The sequence below is a fragment of the Streptomyces sp. WY228 genome (assembly GCF_019287315.1).
In the GTDB taxonomy this organism is placed as follows: domain Bacteria; phylum Actinomycetota; class Actinomycetes; order Streptomycetales; family Streptomycetaceae; genus Streptomyces; species Streptomyces caviscabies.
Map to the genome: position 1 here is coordinate 4,492,070 of NZ_CP079114.1, position 23,912 is coordinate 4,515,981.

Consider the following 23,912-nt stretch of genomic DNA (forward strand, 5'->3'; position numbering starts at 1 on the left):
CTTGAAAGCCGACGCCGGACGTGCTGAGCGGATGCTTCAACCGTCCGCTGGTCCCGCCGGCGGTCTGGGCGCAAGCCCTTCGGGCCCCATAGATGGGGCACGCGGAGGGCATGCTGCACCGCAAGAGGTCTAGACGACAAAGAAGCCCCGGGCCGTTGGCCTGGGGCTTTCATGTGGAGCGGGTGACGAGAATCGAACTCGCGCTCTGAGCTTGGGAAGCTCATGTTCTACCATTAAACTACACCCGCGAAGCATGCCGATCACCGGCGCTGCATCGTTCCACACTCTACCCCATGTCAGGCCCCCGGCAGATGAGCCGCGGGGTCTTCGTGTCGTGTGCGTGGTGGTGGGAGGAGTGTGGACGGGGGTGTGATGGGCGGGAGTTGGGGGCGTAGCGTGGGTGGTCGGAGTGCCGCGTGGAGTGGCGTCCTGTTCATCCCCTAATGTGGCGTTCTCGTCCATATGCGGTTGGGGAAGGGACTTGATGGAGTCGATGGAGCGCACCGTCGTCCGCTGTGCCGAAGGGCACGTTTTCGCTACCTCGTCGTTCCCGATGCAGCAGCTCGGGGCCGGCCGGATCGGGCCCGGGCGGTTGATCCGGTGTCCTCGGTGTGCCCGGTTGCGGCAGGCCGTGCCGGTGGCGTTCGAGAAGCGGTAGTCGATGCGAGGCGGTCGCCGGCGGTGGTGAAGTGGTAGCGAAGCGGTAATCGCGGAGACGTGGAGCAGGGGCGCGCGGGTGGTCCGGTTGGGGCGGGCTCGCGCGTTCTGCGTATCCTCGGGGCGTGCTTCTCTCAGACAAGGACATCCGGGCCGAGATCGACGCCGGGCGAGTCCGTATCGATCCGTACGACCCTTCGATGGTGCAGCCGTCGAGCATCGACGTGCGGCTGGACCGCTACTTCCGGGTGTTCGAGAACCACCGGTACCCGCACATCGACCCGGCCGTGGAACAGCCCGATCTGACGCGGACCGTCGAGCCGGAGGGTGATGAGGCGTTCATCCTGCACCCGGGCGAGTTCGTGCTGGCGTCGACGTACGAGGTGATCTCGCTCCCCGACGATCTGGCCTCGCGGCTGGAGGGCAAGAGTTCGCTCGGGCGGCTCGGTCTGGTGACGCACTCGACGGCCGGGTTCATCGACCCCGGGTTCTCCGGGCACGTGACCCTGGAGCTGTCGAATCTCGCGACCCTGCCCATAAAGCTCTGGCCGGGCATGAAGATCGGGCAGCTCTGCCTGTTCAAGCTGACCTCGTCCGCCGAGTTCCCGTACGGCTCCGAGCGCTACGAGTCGCGGTACCAGGGGCAGCGGGGGCCGACCGCCTCGCGGTCCTTCCAGAACTTCCATCGGACTCAGGTGTGATCAATCGTGGCCAGTGACGTGCGGGAAAACCTTACCTACGAGGGCTTCGGGCGCGCCGTGCGCGAGCTCGCCCAGGCCGTCGCCGACGACGGGTACGAGCCCGATGTCGTGCTGAGCATCGCGCGGGGTGGGGTCTTCGTCGCGGGCGGGCTCGCCTACGCCCTCGACTGCAAGAACATCCATCTGGTCAATGTGGAGTTCTACACCGGGGTCGGGACCACCCTGGAGATGCCCGTCATGCTGGCGCCCGTCCCCAACGCGATCGACTTCTCCGACAAGAAGGTTCTGATCGCCGACGACGTCGCCGATACGGGCAAGACCCTCAAGCTCGTCCACGACTTCTGCGTCGACCACGTCGCCGAGGTCCGCAGCGCCGTCATCTACGAGAAGTCCCACTCCCTCGTGAAGTGCGAGTACGTGTGGAAGAAGACCGATCAGTGGATCAACTTCCCGTGGAGCGTGGAGAAGCCCGTCGTACGGCGCGACGGGCAGGTTCTGGACGCGTAACCCGCAGGACCCACGGCATACATACGGAAGGCCCCCGGGACGCGGAAGCGTTCCGGGGGCCTTCCTCGTCCGTCGCTCAGATCGTGCCCAGCTTGATGATCGACAGCAGCGCGATCAGCTGGATCGCCGATGCGCCCAGCGCCTTCGGCCACGGCAGGTCGTGCGACTTGCCGACCATCGACGTGAACAGCGCCCCCGCCGCCAGCCAGGTCAGCCAGCCCACGATCTGGACCAGGGAGTTCTCGCCGCCCAGGAAGAGGGCGAAGAGCAGCCGCGGGGCGTCCGTCATCGACATGATCAGCATCGACAGGCCCACCGTCGGCTGCCACGAGCCCGTGCCGCCGAGCTGGCGGGCCAGGGTGTGGGTCACCGCGCCGAGGACCAGGCCGCCGATGACGAAGCCGATGCCGGTGAACAGGACGTACGGGATGGCCGTCGAGATCGTCGCGTTGATCGCTTCTTCGCGGGCCTGGTCGAAGCCGAACAGCGCGAGCAGGCCGTAGACGAAGGTGACGACCAGCGCCGGGCCCCAGACCGGGTAGTCCCGCATCTGCCAGAACGTCGGACCCGGGCGGGTCACGATGCCGGTCAGCAACTCCTTCCAGCGCAGCCGCGGGCCCGCCGGCGGGGCGGGGGCGGAGCCGGCGTGGTAGGTGTTGCCGTCGCCGTACGGGTCCTCGTCGACGCGGAACGCCTGTGTGTGCCCCGGGTTGTTCGCGTACGGGTCATGGGGCGCGGGGTCGGCGTAGGGGTCGCCGAAGTACTCCGGTTCGCCGTGACCGTGACCGCCGCCCTGGTGGTGGTGCCCGCCGTAGCCGCCCTGTCCGCCCTGGCCGTGTCCCGCGTACCCGCCGCCGTTGTACGAGGGGCCCTGCGGGTTTCCGTACGGCGGTGGCGCGGCGCCGTTGGCCGGGCCTCCTGCCGTCGGCCACGGCTGAGCACCGTACGGCGGCTGTGGTGCCTGCCCTCCGTACGGCTGCTGCCGCTGCTGCTGCGGTTGTTGCGGGGTGCGGTTGTCCCGGCCGCGTCCGATCCTGAATCCAGCCACCCGTCGAACGTACCTGGTCCCCGGGGGTGGGGAGTGGGGGCCCGGGGAACCCGTCCGCCATTGCGGCCGAGCTGTGACATCCCCTAGGGGCCGCACCCCGGGGCCCGGGAGGGGGAGTTCAGGGGAGGAACAGCTTCGTGGAGAAGGTGACGGCGGGCTCGTCCGTGTTACCCGCCGTGTAGAGGGCGATCAGGTCCTGCCGCTCTCCGCGGTACGTCCGCACCACCGTGTCCGGCTTCTTGTCGCCGTCGTAGTCGCCGTGGTTCAGAAGCGTGGTGCGGGTGGCGCCCGTCGTCTTCAGCGGCGCGGTGGGGAGGTCCTCCGCGGCGAACGCGTACGCGCTGCCGGGACCCGCCGGGCCCTTCGCGGAGCCGAGGAGGAGGGTGCCCTTGCCCGCCCGGCCGGGGGCGTGCGGGCGGGCGGCGGCGACGAGGTCGTCGTAACCGTCCTTGTTGGTGTCGGTCCTGGGCTCGGGGGCGTAGAGGTACGGGCCGCCGTCGGGCAGCAGTTCCGCGCTGCGCGGGGCTCCGGTGCGGGTGAAGGGGCCGTGCAGGAAGGTGACCTGGCCGGCGCTGGCGGTGACCGCGAGGTCGGCCCTGCCGTCGCCGTCGAAGTCGCCGCACACCGGCTGCTCGGGCCACTCGTTGCCGAACCGGGCCTTCTGCGGGATGCGTACGGTGACCGCCTTGCCGGTCAGGCCCTGCGGGGAGCCGAAGAGGATCTGGAGGGGGACGGGCGGGGCGCCGATGCCGTTGTACGGGGGGTCGGTGGAGACGATCAGGTCGGTGAAGCCGTCCCGGTCCAGGTCGCAGGCCGCCTCGGAGTCGAAGGCGGCGGGCAGGGTGTCGCCGGACTTCGCCGCGTTCGCCCGGGCGCTCAGGAGCTGCCGGGCGGCCGGGTCCAGGGGGCGGTCGGGGTCGTCGGTGCCGTAGACGATGCCGATGCCCGCGTCGTCGCCGTGGCGGTCCTCGGGGGCCTTCACCAGGTCGTCGACGACCAGGTCGCGGTGGCCGTCGCCGTTGAAGTCGTACGGGACACGGCTGCCGGTGCCGCGCGGGACGGGGGTGCGTGCCGTGCCCGCCTGGGCCTGGGTCCGCGACTCGGACCGGGACTGTGCCGCCGGCGGGGTGTCGCCGTTCTTGCCGTCGGACGCGGAGGACGGGCCCGCGCAGGCCGTGAGCGCCAGCAGCAGGGCCGTACAGCCCGCGGCCAGGGCGGCCGCCCTGCTGGTGACCGCTGCCTGCGGGTGCTCGGTGCTGGTGCGTGGGCGCACGGGGGCCTCGTTCGGTGTTCGGCAACCTCTGCCTCCCCCGCCGGTGCCGGGGAGGTGTCCCGGGAGCTGTGGCGGAAGCCGTCGCGGGTTTCTCCGGGGCACATGATGCTCCAGATACGTCGTCGCGTACATGTCCGAGTTCACAGTTCGCCTGCGGCGGTCGTCACGTCCGGCGGGCGGAGCCCCGGGTGCCCGGGCACGGAAAAGCGGCCGGTCCTGCCCCCGAGGCAGGTCCGGCCGCTCATCGCGTCGATGCGCTACGTCACTTTGCCGGTTCGGGCTCCGGCGCGTCCACCTGCCCCTGCTCGCCCGCGGGGTCGGCCGGCGTCTTCACGGACTCCAGGAGGAGCTGCGAGACGTCCACGACCTGGATGGACTCCTTGGCCTGGCCGTCGTTCTTCTTGCCGTTGACCGAGTCGGTCAGCATGACGAGGCAGAACGGGCAGGCGGTGGAGACGATGTCCGGGTTGAGGGCGAGGGCTTCGTCGACGCGCTCGTTGTTGACGCGCTTGCCGATCCGCTCCTCCATCCACATCCGGGCGCCACCGGCGCCGCAGCAGAAGCCGCGCTCCTTGTGGCGGTGCATCTCCTCGTTCCGCAGACCCGGGACCTTCGCGATGATCTCGCGCGGCGGGGTGTAGATCTTGTTGTGCCGGCCCAGGTAGCAGGGGTCGTGGTACGTGATCAGACCCTCGACCGGGGTCACCGGGATCAGCTTGCCCTCGTCGATGAGGTGCTGGAGCAGCTGCGTGTGGTGGATGACCTCGTACTCGCCGCCGAGCTGTGGGTACTCGTTCGCGATCGTGTTGAAGCAGTGCGGGCAGGTCGCGACGATCTTCTTCGACGACTTGGGCTTCTTCGTCGTCTCGTCACCTTCTTCACCTTCGGCGGAGTCCTCGCCGAACGCCATGTTCAGCATCGCGACGTTCTCCTGGCCGAGCTGCTGGAACAGCGGCTCGTTGCCCAGGCGGCGGGCGGAGTCACCCGTGCACTTCTCGTCGCCGCCCATGATCGCGAACTTGACGCCCGCCATGTGCAGCAGCTCCGCGAAGGCCTTGGTGGTCTTCTTGGCCCGGTCCTCCAGGGCGCCCGCGCAGCCGACCCAGTACAGGTAGTCGACCTCGGTGAGGTCCTCGACGTCCTTGCCGACGATCGGGACCTCGAAGTCGACCTCCTTGGTCCACTCGACGCGCGCCTTCTTGGCCAGCCCCCAGGGGTTGCCCTTCTTCTCCAGGTTCTTGAGCATCGTGCCCGCCTCGGACGGGAACGAGGACTCGATCATCACCTGGTAGCGGCGCATGTCGACGATGTGGTCGATGTGCTCGATGTCCACCGGGCACTGCTCGACGCAGGCGCCGCAGGTGGTGCAGGACCACAGCACGTCCGGGTCGATGACGCCGTTCTCCTCGGCGGTCCCGATCAGCGGGCGCTCGGCCTCGGCGAGGGCGGCCGCGGGAACGTCCTTGAGCTGCTCCTCGGTGGCCTTCTCGTTGCCTTCCATGTCCTTGCCGCCGCCGGCCAGGAGGTACGGGGCCTTGGCGTGCGCGTGGTCGCGCAGCGACATGATCAGGAGCTTCGGCGAGAGGGGCTTGCCGGTGTTCCACGCGGGGCACTGCGACTGGCAGCGGCCGCACTCGGTGCAGGTGGAGAAGTCGAGGATGCCCTTCCAGGAGAACTGCTCGACCTGGGAGACACCGAAGACCGCGTCCTCGGCCGGGTCCTCCCAGTCGATCTCCTTGCCGCCGGTCGTCATCGGCTGGAGCGCGCCCAGGGCGACATCGCCGTCGGCGTTCCGCTTGAACCAGATGTTCGGGAAGCCGAGGAAGCGGTGCCAGGCGACACCCATGTTCGTGTTGAGCGAGACCGTGATCATCCAGATCAGCGAGGTGCCGATCTTGATCATCGCGGTGAAGTAGATGAGCGTCTGGAGCGTGCTGACGCTCAGCCCCTTGAAGGCGAGCACCAGCGGGTACGACACGAAGTACGCGGCGTCGTAGCTCTCGACGTGGTGGATCGCGCCCTCGAGACCGCGCAGCACCAGGATCGCGAGGCCGATCGTCAGGATGATGTACTCGACGAAGTACGCCTGCCAGGCCTTGGAGCCCGCGAAGCGCGACTTGCGGCCGGCCCGGGAGGGCAGGTTCAGCAGCCGGATCACCATCAGCGCCACGATGCCCACGACCGTCATCAGGCCGATGAACTCGATGTACATCTCGAACGGCAGGAACGTGCCGATGATCGGCAGCACCCAGTCGGCCTGGAAGAGCTGGCCGTACGCCTGGAGCAGTGTGGGCGGCAGCGTCAGGAAGCCGATCGCGACGAACCAGTGGGCGAAGCCGACGATGCCCCAGCGGTTCATCCGGGTGTGGCCCAGGAACTCCTTGACCAGGGTGATCGTCCGCTGCTTGGGGTCGTCGGTGCGGCTGCCTGCTGGTACCGACTGTCCGAGACGGACGAAGCGGTAGATCTGTGCGACGGCTCGGGTGATGAGCGCAACGCCGACGACCGTCAGCACCAGCGACACGATGATCGCGGCGAGTTGCATTTTGGGGGCTCCTCGGGCCTGCGAGAGCGGGGTCCAGTTGCCACTGCCCGCTACTACTAAGCAGTAACTTAATTAGTCTGTGCTGACACTATCCACTTAGTCCACCCCGCTGCAGCCGGGCGGGCGGTGATCTGTGTCGCTCAGGTGTGCCTTGGTTCGGCGGACCTTCCGGAGCCCCGATCGCAGTGGACCGCGTACGGCTTCGGCGAGGATCGCCAGGTCGAGCACGACTCCATGGTGCTCTGCGTAGTGCTGGTCCAGCAGGGCGGGGTCGTCCCACGGCATGCCGGAGCGGGCGCGCACCTGGGCCAGTCCGGTCAGGCCCGGCCGCACTTCCTGCCGCCACCGCCGGGCCCCCGGCCCGGCGGCGCGTGGGTCGCCCGGGGCCAGCGGAGCGGGTCCGACCAGGGAAAGCTCGCCGCGTACGACGTGCGGAAGCCGGGAGTACAGGTCCAGCCGGAGTCTGCGGGTGCGCAGGGTGCGCAGTTCGAAGACCCGGCCGCCCAGGCCGGTCCGGGGTCTGCGGTCCCAGGCGCCGCCCGGGGTCTTCCGCGCGGTCAGGGCGAGGGCCGTCACGGCGACGGCCGGGGCGGTCAGGATCAGCAGGAAGATGCCGAGAGTCAGGTCCAGTGCGCGCTCGGCCGTCGCGTGTGGCAGGAAGCGGTCAGCCGCCCGTCCGGCCCGGTCGCTGAGGCCGGCCAGGCGGGCGGCGGGGCGCGAGGGGAAGTGGCTCCTGGCCGTACCGCTCACTGCGGGGCGGGGGTGGGGCTCCTGTTCGTACGGATCGTGCGCGTCGTGCGGGTCGCGAGAGTCGCGCGGGTCGCGCGGGTCGTGCGGACGGGGGTCGCGCGGCTCCGCGGCGTACGGCTCGGAGCGGGGGCGGGGCGGCCGGCCCCGGTTCTTCTGGTTCTTCCGGTTCTTGTGGCTCCTCTGGTTCTTCTGTCGTACGCGCGGCTTCCTCGCGTTCTGCATCGCGCCCGCCCGGGGTTCGAGGTTCGATGGTGTGACGATCCACGGTGAAACCTGCCGGTCGGTGACGGTTGCGTCCGTCTCACGGCATTTTGTGACAGAACGATCCCATGGTGGGACGGTGGGGTGGGTGGTGCGCGCGGGGTGTGGCGTGCGCGGATGGGGTGGTGGGGCGGCGCTGTCAGCGCAGATGTGCTCGGGATAAGCACTTAAGTTGAGTGTGAGCGACTCAGGTCTGTTGACTCCTGGGTCGGCGTCATGCATTCTTGAGTCAGATCCACTCAAGTAGTCAGTTGGAGGAATTGAAATGGCACGTGCGGTCGGCATCGACCTGGGCACGACTAACTCCGTCGTCAGCGTTCTCGAAGGCGGCGAGCCCACCGTCATCACCAACGCCGAAGGCGCCAGGACCACGCCGTCCGTCGTCGCCTTCGCCAAGAACGGCGAGGTGCTCGTCGGCGAGGTCGCGAAGCGCCAGGCGGTCACCAACGTCGACAGGACCATCCGCTCCGTCAAGCGCCACATGGGCACTGACTGGAAGATCGACCTGGACGGCAAGAGCTTCAACCCGCAGCAGATGAGCGCCTTCATCCTGCAGAAGCTGAAGCGCGACGCCGAGTCCTACCTGGGCGAGAAGGTGACCGACGCGGTCATCACCGTCCCGGCGTACTTCAACGACTCCGAGCGTCAGGCGACCAAGGAGGCCGGTGAGATCGCGGGCCTGAGCGTCCTGCGCATCGTCAACGAGCCGACCGCCGCCGCCCTGGCGTACGGCCTCGACAAGGACGACCAGACGATCCTCGTCTTCGACCTCGGTGGCGGCACCTTCGACGTGTCCCTCCTGGAGATCGGCGACGGCGTCGTCGAGGTGAAGGCCACCAACGGTGACAACCAGCTCGGTGGTGACGACTGGGACCAGCGCGTCGTCGACTACCTGGTGAAGCAGTTCGCCAACGGGCACGGCGTGGACCTGTCCAAGGACAAGATGGCTCTCCAGCGTCTCCGCGAGGCCGCGGAGAAGGCGAAGATCGAGCTCTCGTCCTCGACCGAGACCACGATCAACCTGCCCTACATCACGGCGTCCGCCGAGGGCCCGCTGCACCTGGACGAGAAGCTCACGCGCTCGCAGTTCCAGCAGCTGACCGCGGACCTCCTGGACCGCTGCAAGACCCCGTTCCACAACGTCATCAAGGACGCGGGCATCCAGCTCTCCGAGATCGACCACGTCGTTCTCGTCGGTGGCTCCACCCGTATGCCCGCCGTCGCCGAGCTCGTCAAGGAGCTGACCGGCGGCCAGGAGGCCAACAAGGGTGTGAACCCGGACGAGGTCGTCGCCATCGGCGCCTCGCTCCAGGCCGGTGTCCTCAAGGGCGAGGTCAAGGACGTCCTGCTCCTCGACGTCACCCCGCTGTCCCTCGGCATCGAGACCAAGGGAGGGATCATGACCAAGCTCATCGAGCGCAACACCACGATCCCGACCAAGCGTTCCGAGATCTTCACGACGGCCGAGGACAACCAGCCGTCCGTGCAGATCCAGGTCTACCAGGGCGAGCGCGAGATCGCGGCGTACAACAAGAAGCTCGGGATGTTCGAGCTGACCGGTCTGCCGCCGGCCCCGCGCGGTGTGCCGCAGATCGAGGTCGCCTTCGACATCGACGCCAACGGCATCATGCACGTCGCCGCCAAGGACCTCGGCACCGGCAAGGAGCAGAAGATGACCGTCACCGGCGGCTCCTCGCTGCCGAAGGACGAGGTCAACCGGATGCGCGAAGAGGCCGAGAAGTACGCGGAGGAGGACCACGCCCGCCGCGAGGCCGCCGAGTCGCGCAACCAGGGCGAGCAGCTCGTCTACCAGACGGAGAAGTTCCTCAAGGACAACGAGGACAAGGTCCCCGCGGACGTCAAGACGGAGGTGGAGACCGCTGTCGGCGAGCTGAAGGAGAAGCTCAAGGGCGAGGACTCCGCCGAGATCCGTACGGCCACCGAGAAGGTCGCGGCCGTCTCCCAGAAGCTGGGCCAGGCGATGTACGCCAACGCCCAGGCCGAGGGTGCGACCCCGGGCGCCGAGGCCCCGGGCGACGGCCAGGCCAAGGCCGACGACGACGTCGTCGACGCCGAGATCGTGGACGACGAGAAGGACACCAAGGGCGGTGCGGCGTGACCGAGGAGACTCCGGGCTTCGAGGAGAAGCCCGACGTCCCCTCCGGCGCCACCCCTGATGACGCCGAGCCGAAGGCTGCCGCACCCTCCGAGGAGGAGGCGGCGGTCCCGGCCGGGGAAACCGACCCGACCGTCGGTCTGACCGCACAGCTGGACCAGGTACGCACCGCGCTCGGCGAGCGCACCGCGGACCTCCAGCGGCTGCAGGCCGAGTACCAGAACTACCGCCGCCGCGTCGAGCGGGACCGGGTGACGGTCAAGGAGATCGCTGTCGCGAACCTCCTGTCCGAGCTCCTGCCCGTGCTCGACGACGTCGGCCGCGCGCGGGAGCACGGCGAGCTGGTCGGCGGCTTCAAGTCGGTCGCCGAATCGCTGGAGACCACGGTCGCGAAGCTGGGCCTCCAGCAGTTCGGCAAGGAGGGCGAGCCCTTCGACCCGACGATCCACGAGGCCCTGATGCACAGCTACGCGCCGGACGTCACCGAGACGACCTGCGTGGCGATCCTGCAGCCGGGGTATCGCATCGGCGAGCGCACCATCCGCCCCGCGCGGGTGGCCGTCGCCGAGCCGCAGCCGGGCGCCACGCCCGCCGCGGCGAAGGAAGAGAAGAAGGCAGATGACGAGGAGAGCGGTGGCACCGAGGAGGTCTGACGGCAACGCGTCTGATCACCACGGTGCACACCGACCGGCCCGGCGGCCGGCCCACGGGCCGGCCGCTCGGCCGATCGTCCGGAAGGAGGGACGTCGATGAGCACGAAGGACTTCGTCGAGAAGGACTACTACAAGGTCCTCGGCGTCCCGAAGGACGCCACCGACGCCGAGGTCAAGAAGGCGTACCGGAAGCTCGCCCGCGAGTTCCACCCGGACGCCAACAAGGGTGACGCCAAGGCGGAGGAGCGTTTCAAGGAGATCTCCGAGGCGAACGACGTCCTCGGCGACCCCAAGAAGCGCAAGGAGTACGACGAGGCGCGCGCACTCTTCGGCAACGGCGGCTTCCGGGCCGGTCCCGGTGGTGCGGGCGGCAACTTCAACTTCGACCTGGGCGACCTCTTCGGCGGAGGCGCCCCGGGCGGCGGACAGGGCGGTGCGGGCGGCGGCTTCGGCGGCGGCGGAGGCGGTCTCGGCGACGTCTTCGGCGGGCTGTTCAACCGCGGCTCCACCGGCACCCGGGTCCAGCCGAAGCGCGGCCAGGACATCGAGTCCGAGGTGACGCTCAGCTTCACCGAGGCGGTCGACGGGGCCACGGTCCCGCTGCGGATGTCCAGCCAGGCGCCCTGCAAGGCGTGTTCCGGCACCGGCGACAAGAACGGCACCCCCAGGGTCTGCCCGACCTGTGTCGGCACCGGCCAGGTCTCGCGCGGCAGCGGCGGCGGCTTCTCGCTCACCGACCCCTGCGTCGACTGCAAGGGCCGGGGCCTCATCGCCCAGGACCCCTGCGACGTCTGCAAGGGCAGCGGCCGGGCGAAGTCGGCGCGCACCATGCAGGTGCGAATTCCGGCGGGCGTCTCCGACGGCCAGCGGATCCGGCTGCGCGGCAAGGGCGGTGCGGGCGAACGCGGCGGTCCGGCCGGCGATCTGTACGTCGTCGTCCACGTCGACGCCCACCCGGTCTTCGGCCGCAAGGGCGACAACCTCACGGTCACCGTGCCCGTCACGTACCCGGAGGCGACCCTCGGCGGCGAGGTCAAGGTGCCCACGCTCGGCGGTCCGCCGGTCACCCTGAAACTTCCCGCCGGCACCCCCAACGGGCGTACGATGCGCGCCCGGGGCAAGGGTGCGGTGCGCAAGGACGGCACCCGCGGCGACCTGCTGGTCACCGTGGAGGTCGCGGTCCCCAGGGACCTGGGCCAGGAGGCCAGGGACGCCCTGGAGGCCTACCGGAAGGCGACCGCGGACGAGGACCCGCGGGCGGAACTGTTCCAGGCTGCGAAGGGAGCTTGAGATGGACGGCCGTCGACGCAATCCGTACCAGCTGACCGATGAGACCCCGGTGTACGTGATCTCGATCGCGGCCCAGCTCTCGGGGCTCCACCCGCAGACGCTGCGCCAGTACGACCGTCTCGGCCTGGTCTCCCCGGACCGTACGGCCGGGCGCGGCCGGCGCTACTCGGCCCGCGACATCGAGCTGCTGCGCACCGTGCAGCAGTTGTCGCAGGACGAGGGCATCAACCTCGCGGGCATCAAGCGGATCATCGAGCTGGAGAACCAGGTGGCCGCGCTCCAGCAGCGCGTCGCCGAGCTCTCGGCGGCGGTGGACGGTGCGGCGGTCGCCATGCAGCAGCGCGAGGCCCAGGTGCACGCCTCGTACCGCCGGGACCTGGTGCCGTACCAGGACGTGCAGCAGACCAGCGCGCTGGTGGTCTGGCGGCCTAAGCCGAAGCGGCCGACGGACTGAGCGGGAGACCCTTCAGGAGCACGCCCACGGGGCCGGGAGAGCGTTCGGTCGCTCTCCCGGCCCCTTCGCGTGTCCGGGGGTGTGGGACGGCGCCTACGGCAGGAATTCGCTGATCGTCTCGACCGCCATCATCCACATCGGCTGGCCGCCGGTGCCGAACGCGGCGGCCAGGGCGTAACCGATCGCCGCGTCGAGCGGCTCGACGGCGGCCCCGTCGCGCCATTCGGCGATCACCCGCCGGTCGCCGTTCGAGGAGAAGTCCCCGATGTGCTTGCCGTCGCGGGTCAGCCTGCTGCTCGCGATCGAGTCGGGCACGAGGCGGTAGGACGTACCCGCGCAGCGGACGTCGACCCGGTAGGAGCGGCGGCGGAGCTTGCCCTTCCCGGGCTTGATCGTGGCGTCCCGGCCGTCGACGGTGAGGGTGAGCCGGCGGGGGTCGCGGGTGCCGATGACGATGTGGGCGTCGGCCTCGGCGCCGGGGGCGCGGGTGAGGACGACGCGGGGGATTCCCTCGCCGCTCACGATGAGTATCTCGGCCTGCTCGCCGGTGAGTTCGACCAGGATGTCCCCGTGGTGGTCGTCCTCGGCGGCGGCGGGCAGGGGGGTGGTGTCGGTCATCCGGTCTTCGTGGTCCTTCTGTCGCGCGGGAGGTGTTCGCCAGGTCGGTCAGGACTGGCGTACGGAATTCTCGCAGGACGCGACGGAGGCCGGGCCGTCAGGAATCCTCTTCCAGGATTCCCGACCGCGCGATCAGATAGCCGAGTTGTGCCCGGCTGTTACTGCCGAGCGCGGCGCTGAGTTTGGCTATGTGGGCGCGGCAGGTGCGGACGTTCATCCCGAGGCGGCGGGCGATGGCCTCGTCGACGTGCCCCTCGACCAGCAGTTTGGCGATGGAGAGGCGGACGCCGGAGATGCCTTCCGGGCCCGGGTCGTAAGGAATCTGGTCCTGCAGAGGGACCGCGCGGTGCCAGAACTGTTCGAAGACCTTGACGAGATATTTCACGATGCCGGGATGGCGCAGTTCGAGGGCCACGCTCCGGTCGTCCGTGGCGGGGATGAACGCGACGGTGTGGTCGAAGATCATGAGGCGTTCTATGAGTTCTTCGAGCGTCCGGATCTCCATCTTGCTCTCCGCCATGCGGGCGACGTAGTTGAGAGTCCCCTGACTGTGGCGAACGGTGTGCTGATAGAGGGTGCGCATGGAGACGCCGCGCTCCATGAGCGTGTTTCCGCGCTCCATGGCGATGTTCAGCGCGTCTTCGCTGCGCCCGCCCCCGGGCTGGATGGTGAGCACTTCCGACTGGCACTCGGAAAGGGCCAGCGCTATGGAGGCGTTGATGCGGTTGACGCCTTCGACGACCGTGATGGCGTGCGTGATCGGTGGAGCCTGGGTGCTGACGGCCATGAAGGGTTCGAACGCCTCGGTGAGTTCCACCGAGAGTCGTCTTCGCTCCTGGATCTCCCGCTCGATGGGGTGAAGTCGCTGCGTGAGAGCCGCATACGCCGGTACCGGACGCAACCATGTGGGATCGTCGGGGTCGGGATGCAGTAGGGCGAGCTCCAGCAGGCACGGCGCCGCTTCCGCCTCGGCGCGGGCTACCTTTCCCACGCTCAGCGCGCTCGTGTAGAGCCGCGCCCCCTCGTCGCACAAAGTGGTGACAGAGTGGGGATGTGTCGCTTTTGTTCTATTCGTGGTCAATTCTCCACCCCCCAGGAACATGCATCAGCAGGAACATGATGCATCGATTCTGTGGTTTGACGTGCCTTGATGAGCCATCGTCTTGTGATGCGGGGGAGAGGAAACCTTGGAAGTGAGGACGAAGCCCACTATGAGTAAGAAAATGCTTCGCTCGGTGCTTGCCGTGGCCTTCTCCGCCGGGCTGGTCTCCGTGGCTCTCGGGGCCCTGAGCCTGGAAGGAGATGGCGACCGTGCGATCGGAGTCTCGTCGCATGCCGCGCCGCCTCCCGACCTGGCCTGGGATACGGCGCCTGCGAAGCAGGCGGGAGCCGCTGAAGGTGTCGGCGTGCCGCCCGATATGGGCTGGGACTTCGCCCCGGTCGAGACGGACCGCGCATGAGCACCCCGCCGGACGACCGCACCTTCCGGCGCGAGATGGCTACCGCCTATCGCTCAGGGTGGCATTTCATCGATCTGCTCACGGCCCTCCCCCGCCGTGGCGACTCGTTGATGGTCACCCTGTTCGGAGAGCCGATCGTCGTGGTGATGGAAGAGGACGAGGACGTCCGCGCCTATCGCTGTCTCCGTCGGCCCCGCGGTGCGCCGCAGCCGGTCCGCTGCGCCGTCAGGTACGGCATGATCTTCGTCAATCTCGATCAGCGGGACCACGAGCTGTTCGACGCAGAACCCCTTTCCGCCACCCCCCGCAGCGCCTGAGCGATTCCCCCGTCGTCACCTGTCGCTCCAGGCGCTTCCCCCACACAGCGGCGCCACCGTGACCTGAACACGGTGGCGCCGTTGTGCTGTTCCGGGCCGGAAGCGGAAGCGGGAACCCGGCCGTTCGCGGCCGGACGGTCTCAGGCCCTGCCGAGCGCCCGGTCGAGGGTGATCTCGATGACGACCCGGGTCGGGTTGATCCGCGGCGGACGGCCGTAGCGCTCCTCGTGGCGGGCCTCCGCGTCCTTGACGGTCTCCGGCTCGGTGCGGACGACCGCGCGGCCCTCCAGGGTCGCCCAGCGGGCCCGGTCGATCTGGCAGACCGCCACGCGTGCCCCGTCGGGGCCGGCGGCGCGGATGTGGGCGACCTTGCGGCTGCCGCCGTCGGTGATCACGCGCGCCACCCCGGCCTCCGGGTCGTACGTCACGCACACCGGGACCACGTGCGGCGTGCCGTCCGGGCGGGGGGTCGTCAGGGTGGACAGGTGGCTCTCGCGCCAGAACGCGACGTATTCGGGGGAGGGGTTGCGTACGTCTGCCATGGGGGCAGCGTACGAGGGCCGCCGCCGAGGGTTCACAGCGCGTGCGATCAGTGCCTTGAGTGGAATAGACTCAACTTTGTGCACGTTGATTAAGTCAATGCATGAGGTATGCCTGACCCCCAGCTGCGAGGAGGAGTAACCACACGTGGACGCCGAGCTGACCAACAAGAGCCGGGACGCCATCAACGCGGCCACCAGCAGGGCCGTGAAGGACGGGCACCCCGACCTGACCCCGGGGCATCTGCTGCTCGCGCTGCTGGAGGGTCAGGACAACGAGAACATCGTCGATCTGCTCGCCGCCGTCGAGGCCGATCTGGCGCTGGTGCGCGGCGAGACCGAGCGGCTGCTCGGCGGGCTGCCCAGCGTCACCGGTTCCACCGTGGCCCCGCCGCAGCCCAACCGCGAGCTGCTCGCCGTCATCCAGGACGCCGCCCAGCGGGCGAAGGAGCTGGGCGACGACTACATCTCCACCGAGCACCTGCTCATCGGGATCGCCGCGAAGGGCGGCCGTGCCGGTGAGATCCTCGAAGGGCAGGGGGCCGGCGCCAAGAAGCTGCTGGCCGCGTTCGAGACGAGCAGGGGAGGGCGCCGGGTGACCACACCCGACCCGGAGGGCCAGTACAAGGCCCTGGAGAAGTTCGGCACCGACTTCACGGCCGCCGCGCGCGAGGGCAAGCTGGATCCGGTCATCGGCCGTGACCAGGAGATCCGCCGCGTCGTGCAGGTGCTGTCGCGCCGGACGAAGAACAACCCCGTGCTCATCGGTGAACCCGGCGTCGGGAAGACCGCCGTCGTCGAGGGGCTCGCGCAGCGCATCGTCAAGGGCGATGTTCCGGAGAGCCTGAAGAACAAGCGGCTCGTCTCGCTCGACCTCGGGGCGATGGTCGCCGGCGCGAAGTACCGCGGCGAGTTCGAGGAGCGGCTGAAGACCGTCCTCTCCGAGATCAAGGAGAGCGACGGCCGGATCATCACCTTCATCGACGAGCTGCACACCGTCGTCGGCGCCGGCGCGGGCGGCGACTCCGCCATGGACGCGGGCAACATGCTCAAGCCGATGCTGGCCCGCGGCGAGCTGCGGATGGTCGGCGCGACGACGCTCGACGAGTACCGCGAGCGCATCGAGAAGGACCCCGCCCTGGAGCGCCGCTTCCAGCAGGTGCTGGTCGCCGAGCCGTCCGTCGAGGACACCATCGCGATCCTGCGCGGGCTCAAGGGCCGTTACGAGGCCCACCACAAGGTGCAGATCGCGGACTCGGCGCTGGTGGCCGCCGCCACCCTCTCCGACCGTTACATCACCTCCCGCTTCCTCCCCGACAAGGCCATCGACCTGGTCGACGAGGCCGCGTCCCGGCTCCGTATGGAGATCGACTCCTCGCCGCTGGAGATCGACGAACTCCAGCGCTCCGTCGACCGGTTGCGCATGGAGGAGCTGGCGCTCAAGAACGAGTCCGACGCCGCCTCCAAGCAGCGCCTGGAGAAGCTGCGCCGCGACCTCGCCGACAAGGAGGAGGAGCTGCGCGGCCTCAACGCCCGCTGGGAGAAGGAGAAGCAGGGCCTCAACCGGGTCGGTGAGCTCAAGGAGCGCCTCGACGAGCTGCGCGGCCAGGCCGAACGTGCCCAGCGCGACGGTGACTTCGACGCCGCTTCCAAGCTGCTGTACGGGGAGATCCCGGGCCTGGAGCGGGAGTTGGAGGAGGCCGCCGAGGCGGAGCAGGAGGCGTCCAAGGACACCATGGTCAAGGAGGAGGTCGGCCCGGACGACATCGCGGACGTGGTCGGCGCCTGGACCGGCATTCCGGCCGGCCGGCTGCTGGAGGGCGAGACCCAGAAGCTGCTGCGGATGGAGAGCGAGCTCGGCAGGCGGCTGATCGGGCAGAGCGAGGCCGTGCAGGCCGTCTCCGACGCCGTACGGCGGACCAGGGCGGGCATCGCGGACCCCGACCGGCCCACCGGGTCGTTCCTCTTCCTCGGGCCCACCGGCGTCGGCAAGACCGAGCTGGCCAAGGCGCTCGCGGACTTCCTGTTCGACGACGAACGGGCCATGATCCGCATCGACATGAGCGAGTACGGCGAGAAGCACAGCGTCGCCCGGCTCGTCGGCGCCCCGCCCGGTTACGTCGGGTACGAGGAGGGCGGCCAGCTCACCGAGGCCGTCCGCCGCCGCCCGTACAGCGTCGTGCTCCTGGACGAGGTGGAGAAGGCCCACCCCGAGGTCTTCGACATCCTGCTCCAGGTCCTCGACGACGGCCGGCTCACCGACGGCCAGGGCCGCACGGTCGACTTCCGCAACACCATCCTCGTCCTCACCTCCAACCTCGGCAGCCAGTTCCTCATGGACCCGCTGGTCAAGCCCGAGGTGAAGAAGGAACAGGTGCTGGAGGTGGTGCGGGCCTCCTTCAAGCCGGAGTTCATCAACCGGCTCGACGACCTGGTGGTCTTCTCGGCGCTCTCCGGCGACGAGCTGGCGCACATCGCCGGGCTCCAGATCGACCGGCTCGCGGCCCGGCTGGCCGACCGGCGGCTCACCCTCGACGTCACCCCGGAGGCGCTGGCCTGGCTCGCCCAGGAGGGCAACGACCCGGCGTACGGGGCGCGGCCGCTGCGCCGGCTCATCCAGACGGCGATCGGCGACCGGCTCGCCAAGGAGATCCTGTCCGGTGAGGTCCGCGACGGTGACACCGTACGGGTGGACCGGGCCGAGGACGGACTGGTCGTCGGCCCCGCCTCGTAACCGCCGGTCACCGGCCGTCGCAGGCTGTGGGTGAAAGCCCGGCGGATCCCGTTCCCACGCGCTGTCTGTCAGCTTGTGGCGGATCGGGACCGCCGGGGCTTGCCATGCCCCGCCCGCCATGGGAGAGGATGGCCGCCTACCGCACGAAGGGAAATAACGGTGAGCATCGATCCGTCCTCGATTCCTAATTTCGGGGGCCAGCCCGAACCGCAGGCGGCAGGACCGGAGGGCCCCGTCGTCCCTGACCAGGACCTCGTCAAGCAGCTCCTGGACCAGATGGAGCTGAAGTACGTCGTCGACGACGAGGGCGACCTCGCGGCGCCGTGGGAGGAGTTCCGGACCTACTTCATGTTCCGGGGCGAGGACGAGCAGCAGGTCTTCTCGGTCCGTACGTTCTACGACCGCCCCCACGCGCTCGACCAGCGTCCCGTCCTGCTGGACGCGATCGACGACTGGAACCGTCGCACCCTGTGGCCCAAGGTCTACACCCACGCCCACGAGGGCGAGGAGGGCGAGGCGGGCTCCGTCCGGCTGATCGGTGAGGCGCAGATGCTCATCGGCACCGGCGTCAGCCTGGAGCACTTCGTCTCCTCGACGGTGAGCTGGGTGCGCGCCTCGATCGAGTTCGACAAGTGGCTCGTCGAGCGCCTCGGCATCCAGCCCGCCGAGGACAAGAAGGACGGCGAGGAGCCCGCGGGCGCCTGACGCCACGGTCCACCTCAGCGGCCCGGGAGGGGGTCATCACGACCGCCTCCCGGGCCGTCGCCGTATTTCACCCCAGCCGCCCCAGCCGCTCGACCGCCTCCTCCAGCACCTCGTCCTTCTTGCAGAACGTGAACCGGACCTGGCTGCGCCCGGCCTCCGGATCGTCGTAGAAGACCGAGTTCGGCACCGCCGCCACCCCGCAGCGCTCCGGCAGCGCACGGCAGAAGGCGTAGGCGTCCTCGTCGCCGAACGGGGCGATGTCGGTCGTGATGAAGTACGTCCCCTCCGGCTCGTACACCCGGAAGCCGGCGGTGCGCAGGCCCTTCGCCAGCAGGTCGCGCTTGCGGTGCATGTCCTCGCGGAAGCCGGTGAAGAAGGCGTCGGGCAGGGCGAGCGCCTCGGCGACGGCGTACTGGAACGGGCCGCCGCTGACGAAGGTCAGATACTGCTTCGCCGCGCGCACGGCGGCCACCAGGGGCGCGTCCCCGGTGACCCAGCCGATCTTCCACCCGGTGTACGAGAACGTCTTGCCGGAGGAGGAGATGGAGACCGTGCGCCCGCGCATTCCGGGGAGCGCGGCGATCGGGTGGTGCGCCCCCGTGAAGACCAGGTGTTCGTAGACCTCGTCGGTGACCACCAGGAGGTCGTGCTCCACCGCGAGGTCCGCGATGCCGGCCAGTTCGTCGGGGGTGAGGACCGTGCCGGTCGGGTTGTGCGGGGTGTTCAGGAGCAGCAGGCGGGTGCGCGGGGTGATCAGGGTGCGCAGTTCGTCGAGGTCCGGGCGGAAGTCCGGGGCGCGCAGGGTGAGCGGTACGCGCTGGGCGCCCGCCATCGCGATGCAGGCGGCGTACGAGTCGTAGTACGGCTCGAACGCGATGACCTCGTCGCCCGGTTCGAGGAGGGCGAGCAGCGAGGCGGCGATCGCCTCGGTGGCCCCTGTCGTCACCAGGACCTCGGTCTCCGGGGACCAGGTCAGGCCGTAGAAGCGCTCCTGGTGGGCGGCGACGGCGGCACGGAGCTCCGGGACGCCGGGGCCCGGCGGGTACTGGTTGCCGTGGCCGGCGCGCAGTGCCCGTACCGCCGCCTCCCGGATCTCCTCCGGACCGTCGGTGTCGGGGAAGCCCTGGCCGAGGTTGATGGAGCCGGTGCGCACGGCCAGCGCGGACATCTCGGCGAAGATCGTCGTACCGAACGCGGCGAGGCGGCGGTTGAGCAGCGGTCGTTCCTGCGCCGGGTTCCCCCGGGTCGCTCGTCCCTGTGTCATGGGCGCCATCCTGTGCCGAAGCTCTGGAGTTGCTCAAGTCCGCTTTGGCGCCCGAACGGGCGGGGCATCCCCCTGTCACACAACAACGGGGAAGCGACGGGGGACCTCGCTTCGGGGGAAGAAAGGCGGGTGGGGGCCATGGGCGTCTTCATCGCGATAGTGATCGCCGCGGTCGTCGTCGGCGGGCTGGTGACCGTCCTGCGGAAGACCGGTGGCGGGAGCGGCTCGGCGTCGAGGTCCGGACGTCGGCGTTCCGCGAGCAGTTCCTCGGCCGGTGGCGCCGGCGCCGGCTGGTGGGCGGGCGGCACCGACTCGGGCTCGTCCTGCGGAAGCGGCGACTCCGGCAGCTCCGGCGGGCATTCCGGCGGCCACTCCTGCGGCGGCGGCTCGTCGTGCGGCGGTGGCGGAGGCGGCTGCGGCGGGGGTGGCAGCTGATCCGGCCACCGCCGCACGGTCACCGACAGTGACCCGGCACCGGGCGTTCGGAGGGTGAACTCCCTCCGGACGCCTTTTTGTTGAGCGACGCGGACGTTTTCGGTTGAACAAGTGAACCCGTGGGCCCCCGAGGGGATGGAAACCACGGCAAGTTGGGCGAAAGCGCTGTGAGTGCGGCGTACTTCGTGATTCCCTCGTTGAAGAGAACATTCAGCCCTCGGACCCCAGTTGGACCGGATCGGGCGCTCCCCACCTCCCACGCGCAGTCACCCGGGGGCGTCCTGCTGTCCCTGCGTGTCCATGTGTGTTTGCGGAGCCCACCCATGCTCACCACCCTCCAGACGGCCTATTCCGATACCCGCGCCGCCGACCTGGCCTGGACGCTGGGCCGGGAGCCGCTGCCCGCCCTGGCGGTCCTCGATCTCCGGCTCGACGGCGCCGAACTCCAGCTGAGGCTGCTCGGCGCCTCCCACCAGGTCCTCCTCCAGGAGGACCGCGGAGTCTGCTCCGAGACCGTGGCCTGTATGCCCGGCAGCAGCACCCCCCTGCCCCTCGGCGTCGCGAAGCGGCTCGGGGACTGGGAGTACGAATTCGCCGCGCGCGTCGAGACCCTGACCCAGGGGCAGTTCGCCGGACGGGCGCAGGAACTGCTCGCCCTGGTGAGCGACCACCCGCACGGGCTGGCCGGCACCTTCCCCGGCAGCCCGTACGCCTTCACCGCGATGCTCGCCCAGCGCACCGAGGGCCAGGTGCGGTGGCGCACCTGGCACGCGTATCCGCAGGAGGGGCAGTTGGTGGTGACCCGGACCCGGGTGGGGGTGCGGATTCCCGCGCCCGCGGCCTGAGCGGCAGGGGCACTTACACCCGTGTGGGTGACAAGGTGCGACGGTGTCGTGACGTAGCGTTCGCACCATGATCGACCAGCAGATGGCGCTGCGAGGGGGCGCGGCGCGGCTTCCCGTACGGCCGAGGACCGGCCGGTTCCTCGTGCTGGCCGCCGTCTTCATCTGTGCCGCCTGCGGTCTCGTCTACGAGCTCGAACTGGTCGCGCTCGCCTCCTACCTGATCGGCGACTCGGTCACCCAGGCCTCCGTCGTGCTCTCGGTGATGGTGTTCGCGATGGGCATCGGCTCGCTACTCGCGAAACGTTTGTGCTGCCATGCCGCCGTCGGTTTCGGCATGGTCGAGGCCGCTCTCGCGCTGATCGGCGGCTCCTCGGCGCTGGTGCTCTACGCCTCGTTCGCCTGGCTCGGCGAATCGCAGTACGCCCTGGTCGGGTTCTCGCTGGCGATCGGGGTGCTGATCGGCGCGGAGATCCCGCTGCTGATGACGCTGATCCAGCGCGTCGACCGGCAGGACGCGGGCGGGGCCGTCGCCGATCTCTTCGCCGCCGACTACGTGGGCGCGCTCGTCGGCGGGCTCGCGTTCCCCTTCCTGCTGCTGCCGATGCTGGGGCAGTTGACCGGTGCGCTGCTCACCGGCGCGATCAACGCGGCGGCCGGCGGCGCTCTGGTCCTGTGGGTGTTCCGGCGCGACCTCAGCTCCCGTTCCCGGTGGCTCCTGATCCTGGTCAACGTCGCGGTGATCACGGTCCTGGCCACCGCCACGGTGCTGGTCGACGACTTCGAGCGGGCGGCGCGCCGGGCGGTGTACGGGGACCAGGTGCGGGTCGCCGTGCAGACCGGGGTGCAGGAGGTCGTCCTGACCGGCGCCGACCGCGATTCCCTCGGCCTCTATCTGGACGGCCGGCTGCGGGTCAGCGCCCGTGACGAGTACCGCTACCACGAGGCGCTGGTGCACCCCGCGATGAACGGGCCCCGCGCCCGCGTGCTCGTCCTGGGCGGCGGCGACGGACTCGCCGCCCGTGAGGTGCTGCGGTACGAGGACGTCCGCGCGGTCACCGTCGTCGAGCTGGACCCGGCCGTCACCCGACTGGCCCGCACCGACCCCGCCCTCTCCGAGCTGAACGACCACGCCTTCCGCGACCCGCGGCTCACCGTGGTCGACGCGGACGCGTTCCCCTGGCTCCGGTCCGACCGGGGCCGCTACGACGTGGTGATCTCCGACCTCCCGGACCCGGGCATCACCGCCAGTACGAAGCTGTACTCCGCCGAGTTCTACGGGCTGGTCGCCGAGGCGCTGGCCCCGGACGGGCGGCTCGTGGTGCACGCCGGGCCGCTGGGCTCCCGGCCGCAGACCTTCTGGACTGTGGAGGCCTCGATGCGCGCGGGCGGCCTCGTGACCCGCCCGTACCGCGTCACCGGCCGGTACGCGGGTCTCGCCGCGAGCCCGGACCGGGGCGGCGGCGACGCACGGGAGCGGGAGGACTGGGGTTTCCTCCTCGCCGGGCCGGGCGGCCCGGTGCCGGGGCCCTCGCTGGCCGTTGGAGGGCCCGAACCGCGGTCGCTGGGGGGCCGGGAGCTGCGCGAGGGGGCGCGGGCCGCGGGCGAGGCCCGGCTGCCGGGGCTCGCCCCGTCCACGCTGATCCACCCGCGGTACCGGGAGGACGCGTGAGCCCGGCCGTGCTCCCCGGCGGCGGTCCTCGGGTTTCGGTGGCCGAAGCGCTGACGTCCTGGGCCGGGGCCGATTAGGCTCGGTTGCCATGGAGCATGAGGTGTTCGTTCCGGTTCCCGTCCCGACTCTGCTGCGCACGCTGGGCGATCCCGCCCGGGTCGCCCGTTGCGTCCCCGGTCTCCAGCAGGACGCCGACGCGGCGTCGCCGCTGGCGGGCCGGCTGAAGCTCAGGGCCGGCGGCCACACCATCACCTACCGGGGCGAGCTGCGGCTCACCGGCCCGGAGAGAGACCGCTTCTCCGTCACCGGGAAGGGCGTGGAGGCCCGGGGCACCGGTGCGGTCGAGGTGGCCCTGACCATCGGCCTCACGGCGGCGGACGGCGGGACGACGCTCACGTACAGCGGTACGGCGACCGGGGACGGGCGGCTGGTCGAGCTGGAGGAGGGCGCGGCGCTCGCGGCCGCCCACCGGCTCCTGGACCGCTTCACCCAGCAGCTGGTGACGGAGTCGCTGGCGGAGCGGGACGAGGGCGAGGAGCCCGGCGCGGAGGACCGCACGGTGGTCGCCGAAGGGCTTGAGGGCGACGAGGTCCGTGAGGGCGGCGAGGGCGGCGACGACGGTATGCCCTCGCCTGAAGCCGATGCCGATGCCGATGCCGAGGAGCTTGCTCTTGAGGCCGAGGACGATGCCGATGCCGAGGCCGATGCCGAGGCCGATGCCGAGGCCGATGCCGAGGCCGAAGCCGGGGCGGGCGGCGATGACTCCGGGGCCGGGGCCGGGTCCGTGTTCGACTCGCCTGTTCCGCCGCCCTCGCTCGATCCGGTCGCAGGGGTGGAGTTCACCGTTCCGGACGAACCGCCCGCCGAGGCCGCGCACGCCCGCCGCACCATGATCGGGCGCAGCGCCGAGGAGGTCGACCACGCGCCCCCGCGCGGCCGTTACGCCCCCGTGCCCTCGCCGGACGCGGGCGGTGCGAGCACGACCCTGCGGTGGGTCGCCCCGGCCGCCGCCCTCGCGCTCGCCTCCGCCGTGGTGCTGGGCCGGGCCCTGCGGCGCCGTAGGTAGGAACA

The 23,912-nt window shown here is 70.1% G+C and carries 22 protein-coding genes and 1 tRNA gene; 14 read left to right on the plus strand and 9 right to left on the minus strand.

Going from position 1 to position 23,912, the window contains the following annotated elements:
- Window positions 1-174 precede the first annotated feature (174 nt).
- Window positions 175-248, minus strand: a tRNA-Gly gene (locus tag KV381_RS19690).
- A gap of 534 nt (window positions 249-782) precedes the next feature.
- On the opposite strand from KV381_RS19690, the gene dcd reads away from it, so the two are divergent.
- Both dcd and KV381_RS19700 read left to right on the plus strand, forming a co-directional pair.
- A complete protein-coding gene (dcd, locus tag KV381_RS19695; RefSeq protein ID WP_003967584.1) occupies window positions 783-1,358 on the plus strand; it encodes a dCTP deaminase in 576 nt (191 codons plus the stop codon).
- Between the two features lie 6 nt (window positions 1,359-1,364).
- On the plus strand, window positions 1,365-1,865 hold the full coding sequence (locus tag KV381_RS19700; RefSeq protein WP_018514097.1) for a phosphoribosyltransferase: 501 nt from the start codon (window positions 1,365-1,367) through the stop codon (window positions 1,863-1,865).
- Window positions 1,866-1,941: 76 nt separating this feature from the next.
- On the opposite strand, the gene KV381_RS19705 is transcribed toward KV381_RS19700, so the two are convergent.
- The 4 genes from KV381_RS19705 to KV381_RS19720 form a co-directional block, all read right to left on the minus strand.
- Window positions 1,942-2,913, minus strand: coding sequence for a Yip1 family protein (locus tag KV381_RS19705; protein ID WP_103537952.1), 972 nt, complete (start codon window positions 2,911-2,913; stop codon window positions 1,942-1,944).
- Between the two features lie 118 nt (window positions 2,914-3,031).
- Window positions 3,032-4,186 carry a VCBS repeat-containing protein gene (locus KV381_RS19710; protein WP_218785880.1) on the minus strand — a complete coding sequence of 385 codons (1,155 nt, stop codon included), beginning with the start codon at window positions 4,184-4,186 and terminating at the stop codon, window positions 3,032-3,034.
- A 262-nt stretch (window positions 4,187-4,448) separates the two neighbouring features.
- On the minus strand, window positions 4,449-6,731 hold the full coding sequence (locus tag KV381_RS19715) for a (Fe-S)-binding protein (RefSeq protein WP_030082017.1): 2,283 nt from the start codon (window positions 6,729-6,731) through the stop codon (window positions 4,449-4,451).
- A 96-nt stretch (window positions 6,732-6,827) separates the two neighbouring features.
- Complete coding sequence (locus tag KV381_RS19720) at window positions 6,828-7,481, minus strand: sugar transferase (protein WP_218787262.1); 654 nt, start codon at window positions 7,479-7,481, stop codon at window positions 6,828-6,830.
- 526 nt (window positions 7,482-8,007) lie between these two features.
- Between KV381_RS19720 and dnaK the strand changes: the two genes are divergently transcribed.
- The 4 genes from dnaK to KV381_RS19740 all read left to right on the plus strand — a co-directional run bounded on the left by dnaK (window position 8,008) and on the right by KV381_RS19740 (window position 12,255).
- Entirely contained in the window at window positions 8,008-9,861 is a 1,854-nt protein-coding gene (gene dnaK / locus KV381_RS19725; RefSeq protein ID WP_030082021.1) for a molecular chaperone DnaK, read from the plus strand.
- Window positions 9,858-10,511 carry a nucleotide exchange factor GrpE gene (gene grpE, locus KV381_RS19730; protein WP_030082023.1) on the plus strand — a complete coding sequence of 218 codons (654 nt, stop codon included), beginning with the start codon at window positions 9,858-9,860 and terminating at the stop codon, window positions 10,509-10,511. The genes dnaK and grpE overlap by 4 nt, the downstream gene beginning before the upstream one ends.
- A 96-nt stretch (window positions 10,512-10,607) precedes the next feature.
- Window positions 10,608-11,801 (plus strand): molecular chaperone DnaJ, encoded by a 1,194-nt coding sequence (gene dnaJ, locus KV381_RS19735; RefSeq protein WP_030082025.1) that lies wholly within the window; start codon window positions 10,608-10,610, stop codon window positions 11,799-11,801.
- A 1-nt stretch (window position 11,802) separates the two neighbouring features.
- Window positions 11,803-12,255: a heat shock protein transcriptional repressor HspR gene (locus tag KV381_RS19740; RefSeq protein ID WP_007452885.1), complete on the plus strand. Its 453-nt coding sequence runs from the start codon at window positions 11,803-11,805 to the stop codon at window positions 12,253-12,255.
- Between the two features lie 93 nt (window positions 12,256-12,348).
- On the opposite strand, the gene KV381_RS19745 is transcribed toward KV381_RS19740, so the two are convergent.
- On the minus strand, window positions 12,349-12,873 hold the full coding sequence (locus KV381_RS19745; RefSeq protein ID WP_218785882.1) for a hypothetical protein: 525 nt from the start codon (window positions 12,871-12,873) through the stop codon (window positions 12,349-12,351).
- Window positions 12,874-12,970: 97 nt separating this feature from the next.
- Window positions 12,971-13,975, minus strand: coding sequence for a hypothetical protein (locus tag KV381_RS19750; protein WP_030633543.1), 1,005 nt, complete (start codon window positions 13,973-13,975; stop codon window positions 12,971-12,973).
- A 109-nt stretch (window positions 13,976-14,084) separates the two neighbouring features.
- Between KV381_RS19750 and KV381_RS19755 the strand changes: the two genes are divergently transcribed.
- Both KV381_RS19755 and KV381_RS19760 read left to right on the plus strand, forming a co-directional pair.
- Window positions 14,085-14,333, plus strand: coding sequence for a hypothetical protein (locus tag KV381_RS19755; protein ID WP_143665840.1), 249 nt, complete (start codon window positions 14,085-14,087; stop codon window positions 14,331-14,333).
- Window positions 14,330-14,650 carry a hypothetical protein gene (locus tag KV381_RS19760; RefSeq protein ID WP_003967571.1) on the plus strand — a complete coding sequence of 107 codons (321 nt, stop codon included), beginning with the start codon at window positions 14,330-14,332 and terminating at the stop codon, window positions 14,648-14,650. Before KV381_RS19755 ends, KV381_RS19760 begins: the two co-directional genes overlap by 4 nt.
- A 140-nt stretch (window positions 14,651-14,790) precedes the next feature.
- Here the strand turns inward: KV381_RS19760 and KV381_RS19765 are convergent, their stop codons facing one another.
- Window positions 14,791-15,192, minus strand: a complete 402-nt coding sequence (locus tag KV381_RS19765) for a pyridoxamine 5'-phosphate oxidase family protein (protein WP_030082035.1) — start codon at window positions 15,190-15,192, stop codon at window positions 14,791-14,793.
- 145 nt (window positions 15,193-15,337) lie between these two features.
- On the opposite strand from KV381_RS19765, the gene clpB reads away from it, so the two are divergent.
- Both clpB and KV381_RS19775 read left to right on the plus strand, forming a co-directional pair.
- Window positions 15,338-17,923, plus strand: a complete 2,586-nt coding sequence (gene clpB, locus KV381_RS19770) for an ATP-dependent chaperone ClpB (RefSeq protein WP_218785884.1) — start codon at window positions 15,338-15,340, stop codon at window positions 17,921-17,923.
- 159 nt (window positions 17,924-18,082) lie between these two features.
- A complete protein-coding gene (locus KV381_RS19775; RefSeq protein ID WP_030082039.1) occupies window positions 18,083-18,628 on the plus strand; it encodes a YbjN domain-containing protein in 546 nt (181 codons plus the stop codon).
- 67 nt (window positions 18,629-18,695) lie between these two features.
- Here KV381_RS19775 and KV381_RS19780 read toward each other — a convergent pair whose 3' ends face one another.
- Entirely contained in the window at window positions 18,696-19,892 is a 1,197-nt protein-coding gene (locus tag KV381_RS19780; RefSeq protein WP_030082041.1) for a pyridoxal phosphate-dependent aminotransferase, read from the minus strand.
- Window positions 19,893-20,030: 138 nt separating this feature from the next.
- Between KV381_RS19780 and KV381_RS19785 the strand changes: the two genes are divergently transcribed.
- From KV381_RS19785 to KV381_RS19800, 4 genes are all read left to right on the plus strand, one after another.
- Window positions 20,031-20,327: a hypothetical protein gene (locus KV381_RS19785; protein ID WP_030082043.1), complete on the plus strand. Its 297-nt coding sequence runs from the start codon at window positions 20,031-20,033 to the stop codon at window positions 20,325-20,327.
- 323 nt (window positions 20,328-20,650) lie between these two features.
- On the plus strand, window positions 20,651-21,172 hold the full coding sequence (locus tag KV381_RS19790; protein ID WP_030082045.1) for a DUF2617 family protein: 522 nt from the start codon (window positions 20,651-20,653) through the stop codon (window positions 21,170-21,172).
- 67 nt (window positions 21,173-21,239) lie between these two features.
- Window positions 21,240-22,841, plus strand: a complete 1,602-nt coding sequence (locus tag KV381_RS19795; protein ID WP_030633557.1) for a polyamine aminopropyltransferase — start codon at window positions 21,240-21,242, stop codon at window positions 22,839-22,841.
- 88 nt (window positions 22,842-22,929) lie between these two features.
- A complete protein-coding gene (locus KV381_RS19800; protein ID WP_218785886.1) occupies window positions 22,930-23,907 on the plus strand; it encodes an SRPBCC family protein in 978 nt (325 codons plus the stop codon).
- Window positions 23,908-23,912: the final 5 nt, after the last annotated feature.